This window comes from Spirulina sp. CS-785/01 (assembly GCF_028330525.1).
Classification (GTDB): Bacteria; Cyanobacteriota; Cyanobacteriia; order Cyanobacteriales; family Spirulinaceae; genus JAQMSD01.
Genome location: NZ_JAQMSD010000013.1, coordinates 1 through 5,346, shown reverse-complemented (window position 1 = coordinate 5,346; position 5,346 = coordinate 1). Strand labels below are relative to the sequence as shown.

Genomic DNA, 5,346 nt, shown 5'->3' with positions numbered 1-5,346 from the left:
CTATGCCTTGGGTTAAAACCCAAGGCTAATAGCTAAAACCCGTTAAAACGGGTTAATGGACCAGTCAGAAAGCTACTATGCCTTGGGTTAAAACCCAAGGCTAATAGCTAAAACCCGTTAAAACGGGTTAATGGACTAAGATAGGGCTTGCTGAATAACTCTAAAATTCTGGCCTAATGAGGGTTTTGAGGATTTTGAAAAGCAAAAAAGGTCAAATTTTGCTCTCAATTGGAGAAAAATCTTGAAAAACATAGTCCCTTTGTCCTTAAATTTCACTACTCCTACTCCTCTGTTCCCTTTCTCTGTTCCCTTTCACTGTTCCCTGTTCACTGTTCCCTGTTCACTGTTCCCTTTCTCTGTTCCCTTTCTCTGTTCCCTGTTCCCTGTTCCCTCCTATCACATACCAATTTAAATGCACAACAGCTTACCCATTACCCATTATCCAAAATGTCTTCTTTGTTAGAACTTTATCTCAAATTACTGTCTGGAGTGTTTCTTGGTTTGATTTTGGGGCGTTTCTTATCTTACCGAGTCCCCCAAAAATTAGGGGAGTTTTTGTTTTGGGTGGGAGTCCCTTTGGGAGTGATTGTTTTTTTACGTCGGGCGGATTTATCGGGGGCGGTGTGGTTTTCTCCGGTTATTGCTTGGGTAGCGACGTTATTGGGGGCTGGGTTAGCGTGGTTGTGGATTCACTGGAAAACTCCCCATTGGACTCGTCCGTTTCAGGGGAGTTTTATGTTTGCGTCGATGTTTGGTAATACGGGGTATTTGGGGTATCCGGTGATTTTGACGTTAGTGGGGGAGAAATATTTTGGTTATGCTCTTTTTTATGACCTTTTTTGTACAACGTTGGGGGCCTATGGGTTAGGGGGGATGATTGCGGCTATTTTTGGCCAAGAGAAACAGGCTTCTCGTCCTCCTTTTTGGACGATTTTTAAACAACCGATTTGGTGGGCGTTTGCTTTTGGGTTGTGGTTTCGTCAATTTCAATTTAGTCCCCCGGTGGAAGCGACGTTACAGGGGGTTGGTTGGTTTGTGGTGAGTTTATCTTTGGTGTTAATTGGGATGCGGTTGAGTTATTTGAAAGCCTTGGGGAATTGGCGATCTGCGTCGGTGAGTTTGGGGATTAAGATGTTATTGGTGCCGCTTCTGTTTGGGGTGATTTTGGGACAGGTGGGGATGACGGGAGGGGTGTTGTTGGTGTTTGTGTTGCAAATTGCTATGCCTCCGGCGTTTGCGACGTTGGTGGTGGCGGAGACGTATGATTTAGATCGGGAGTTAGCGGTAACAGCGATCGCAATGGGATCATTAAGTCTGTTAATTTTACTCCCGGTGTGGATGGTGTTATTTGGTTGACTGTTCTACTGAGAGAGGCGTATATTTTTCGGCAATGTCTGCGGGAGTCACTTCTTCATAATATTCAAAGGGTTGATGAATCCAGGGATTATCGGTTAAATACTCTACATAATAATCCGGTTTAATTTGGGAACAGTCTTTACACCATAATACGGCAGTCCGAATGTCTTGAACGTGGGTATAGTGGTATTTTAGCCAGTTGAGGGAGGCTTGTAAACTGACTCCGGAGTCGGCTAAATCATCGACCAATAAAAGGCGATCGCCTAAATTAGCAGTCGTCATTGATAAATGCTGAGAAAACCGAATTTCTCCCCGGACCCGGTTATTCTCTCCCCCATAGGAGGAAGCGGATAAAATAGCGAGAGGACAGTTATAGAGGCGGCACAACAAATCCCCAACGCGCAACCCACCTTTGGCAATACAGACAATTTGATTAAACGTCCACTGGGAATGATAGATTTGAGCAACAAGTTTCTCAATGTTTTGGTGGTACTCGGACCAAGACACATATAAATCTGACATAAGACTGCTATGGGGTAGGGTGGGAGGATGCTACAACTAGCTTAAAGTATGGCCAATTTTACTGAAAAATTTAGTTATCACGGAACGATTTATCGCAAAATTAAGTATGCAAGAGCAATATTTAGCCCCAAACTCCCAACCCTCCCAACCTGAACCTCTGAAATTTTCCACCAAGTTAGCCTACGGGGCCGGGGATTTAGGGGCGGCCATGACGGCCAATGTCTTGATTTTTTTTCTATTGTATTTTTTTACCAATGTTGCGGGTTTACCTGCGGGGTTGGCCAGTGCGGTGTTGGCCATTGGTAAAGTCTCCGATGCCATCAATGATCCATTAACCGGAATTTTAAGCGATCGCACCCGAACACGCTGGGGCCGTCGCATCCCTTGGATGTTAGGCGGGATCATCCCTTTTGGGATACTCTTTATCCTCCATTGGCTAGTCCCTGCCTTTAGCCAGAATACCACCTGGAATCAGTGGCTCTTATTTATCTATTATGTCCTGATTGCGGTGTTATTTAATTTAGCCTTTACAGCCGTTAATTTACCCTATACTGCCCTCACCCCAGAACTTACCCAAGATTACAACGAACGAACCCGCTTAAATAGTTTCCGCATGGCCTTTTCCATTGGAGGAAGTATTCTGTCACTGGTTTTGGCACAAATTATTTTCCAAGTCTATGACCAAGATATCGTCCGTTATCCCATCTTAGGGGGAGTCTGTGCCTTCTTGGGAACTGTAGCCACCTTGTGGTGTGTGTTCCGTATTCAGGAACGGGGGGCTGAACCCGTGTTATCCTTCCCTCAACGTCGAGGACTGGGGATAGTCCTGTTAGGGGTGGCAGGATTGGCAATTGTCTGGGGAATAGGCGGATTATTACTACAACAAACTAATTTATTTTGGGCCGTCATGGGGCTTCTATTCGGTGTCATCTTTGCCGCCGCCGGAATGACCTTACGCCGATCTTCCCCTGAATCCCATTTAGTCAACGAATTAGCCACCCAAACCCGCTTACAATCCCATTCTGTCCCCACCCTTTCTTTTGTTGAACAACTCAAAATTGTTTTTAAAACTAAACCCTTCTTATATGTAATTGGGATTTATCTCTGTGCGTGGTTAGGCGTACAGTTAATTGCCTCGATTTTAATTTACTATGTAGTCAGTTGGATGGGGTTGCCAGAAAGTCAATTTCCTTCGGTTGCCATAGCTGTCCAAGGAACAGCCTTAGTCATGCTCTTTATTTGGCAAAAAATTAGTAATCAAATCGGCAAGAAAAAAGTATTTTTTGCCGGGACTCTCATCTGGATTTTAGCCGAAGGGGGGTTATTTTTCCTAGAACCCGGACAGACGAACTTAATGTATGGGTTAGCCATTTTAGCCGGATGTGGGGTATCTGTCGCTTATTTAATTCCTTGGTCAATGGTCCCAGATATCATCGAATTAGACGAACTAGAAACCGGTTATCGACGGGAAGGAATTTTTTACGGATTTATGATTTTACTACAAAAAATAGGATTAGCGTTAGCTTTATTTTTAGTAGGAGTCGTCTTAGAATTAAATGGCTTTCAAGAACGTCCCCCAGGGGGAGATATTCCCATTCAGCCCGACAGTGCTTTATTGGCCATTCGGGTAGCCATTAGTTTATTGCCTACCCTCTTTTTAATTGGAGGATTAGTGCTGGCCTATTTTTATCCCATCACCCAAGAAGTCCATCAAGACATTCGTGCAAAAATAGAAGCAAAAAAACGACAAAACCAAAGTATTAATCAGTAAACATCAGCATTCAGCCATCAATGCTTATATTCCTTGGTGTCCTTTGTGTCTTTGTGGTTTAAAAATCAACTGTCCTTGACAATCAAACATTGAACTGAACTTCTCACCATTTATTGATTTCCTATGACTTCAACCAATTACGCTTTCACCTCTGCCCTCAAACAAGCAGAATTGATCCGGACTAAACAACTCTCTCCCCTAGAGTTAACCCAACTCTATCTCGACCGTATCGAACGCTTAGACCCGCAATTGGGGAGTTTTGTCACCGTGGCGAAAGAACAGGCGATCGCAGACGCAACCCGCAAAACCGAACACCTCACCCAAACCCCCCCCAGCAACCTCCCCCCCTTCTTCGGAGTCCCCATCAGCATCAAAGACCTCAACCCCGTGGCCGGACTCCCCCAAATGTGCGGCACATTAGCCCTCAAAGACAACATCCCACAATATGATGATGGCATCGTCAGTAAACTCAAAGCCGCCGGCTGCATCATTCTCGGCAAAACCGCCACCCCCGAAGTCGGCTCATTTCCCTACACCGAACCCCCAGGCTTTCCCCCCACCCGCAACCCCTGGCAATTAGACTACACCCCAGGGGGGTCGAGTGGGGGGTCTGCCTCCGCCGTAGCTGCCGGATTATGCGCCATTGGCCAAGGATCAGACGGAGGGGGATCAATTCGCACCCCCGCCTCCTGTTGTGGGTTAGTCGGCCTCAAACCCTCCCGAGGCCGCGTCAGTAATGCCCCCATTGGTGAATATCCCAGTGGCATCGCCACCCAAGGGGTTTTAACCCGCACCGTCGCCGAAACCGCCGCCTTTCTCGATGTCATTTCCGGTTATATCACAGGTGATCCCTACTGGTTGCCCGATCCAGAAATCCCCTTCGCCCAAATCATCCAACAGCCTGTAAAGCCCCTCAAAATTGCCCTTAGCACCACCATTCCCACCCTCGGCACTGCCACCGCCCCCTACCAACAGGCCGTCACCGACACCGCCCAACACCTAGAAAACGCCGGACATACCCTCGAAGAAGCCTGTCCCGATTTAACCGGGCTTGCCCCCTGCTTTACTCGCGTTTGGCAAGCCGGAATCGCCGCCTCTGGCCTCCCCTTAGAGGCATTTAGTCCCATCAATCGTTGGTTAGTGGAACAAGCGGGAACAGCCGGAGAATATTTACAAGCGGCCTGGCAACTGCAAGCCTTGTCTCGGCGCATCGTAGCCTTTTTTGACCAGTATGATCTCTTACTCTTACCTGTCCATCTCCACACCCCCCCCAAAATTGGAGAATGGGCGGATTTATCCCCCGAAGAAACCTTACAACGGATTATCCAATGGATTGGCCCCTGTCCCCTGGCCAATGCCACGGGTTTACCGGCCATCTCCATTCCCACTACCTTTGATCCCCAAGGCATTCCCCTAGGGATACAATTGGTGGGAAAACCTGCCTCGGATGGACTGCTTTTACAAGTGGCCGCCCAGTTAGAGCAACTCGCCCCTTGGACTCATCGCCCTTCTATGGCTACTTAGGGTTTATGCTATGTTAGGAGAATTTTTAGGGCTCATAGCAGTGTTCAAAAACTTGCTTAAACTTCATCATTATGATAGATTGATACCAATAGTCAACGGTCTTTTCACCGTCGCCGGAAGAAGATACCCCCTCCAGCAATAAGCTATCTGGCGTTTGATAGACGTGCCACAGG

4 protein-coding genes are annotated in these 5,346 nt (G+C 47.0%); 3 read left to right on the top strand and 1 reads right to left on the bottom strand.

The window, feature by feature from the left end; translation table 11 throughout:
* Positions 1 to 447 precede the first annotated feature (447 nt).
* Positions 448 to 1,356, top strand: coding sequence for an AEC family transporter (locus tag PN462_RS00510; protein ID WP_272125857.1), 909 nt, complete (start codon positions 448 to 450; stop codon positions 1,354 to 1,356).
* Here the strand turns inward: PN462_RS00510 and PN462_RS00505 are convergent.
* Entirely contained in the window at positions 1,345 to 1,878 is a 534-nt protein-coding gene (locus PN462_RS00505) for a phosphoribosyltransferase (RefSeq protein ID WP_272125856.1), read from the bottom strand. The genes PN462_RS00510 and PN462_RS00505 overlap by 12 nt on opposite strands.
* Before the next feature lie 106 nt (positions 1,879 to 1,984).
* On the opposite strand from PN462_RS00505, the gene PN462_RS00500 reads away from it, so the two are divergent.
* Together PN462_RS00500 and PN462_RS00495 are read left to right on the top strand one after the other, a co-directional pair.
* A complete protein-coding gene (locus PN462_RS00500; protein WP_272125855.1) occupies positions 1,985 to 3,649 on the top strand; it encodes an MFS transporter in 1,665 nt (554 codons plus the stop codon).
* Between the two features lie 123 nt (positions 3,650 to 3,772).
* Positions 3,773 to 5,173: an amidase gene (locus PN462_RS00495; RefSeq protein ID WP_272125854.1), complete on the top strand. Its 1,401-nt coding sequence runs from the start codon at positions 3,773 to 3,775 to the stop codon at positions 5,171 to 5,173.
* Positions 5,174 to 5,346: the final 173 nt, after the last annotated feature.

Coding starts and splice junctions, on each gene's coding strand:
- PN462_RS00510 (WP_272125857.1), top strand. CDS start 448: ATGTCTTCTTTGTTAGAACTTTATCTCAAATTACTGTCTGGAGTGTTT.
- PN462_RS00500 (WP_272125855.1), top strand. CDS start 1,985: ATGCAAGAGCAATATTTAGCCCCAAACTCCCAACCCTCCCAACCTGAA.
- PN462_RS00495 (WP_272125854.1), top strand. CDS start 3,773: ATGACTTCAACCAATTACGCTTTCACCTCTGCCCTCAAACAAGCAGAA.
- PN462_RS00505 (WP_272125856.1), bottom strand. CDS start 1,878: ATGTCAGATTTATATGTGTCTTGGTCCGAGTACCACCAAAACATTGAG.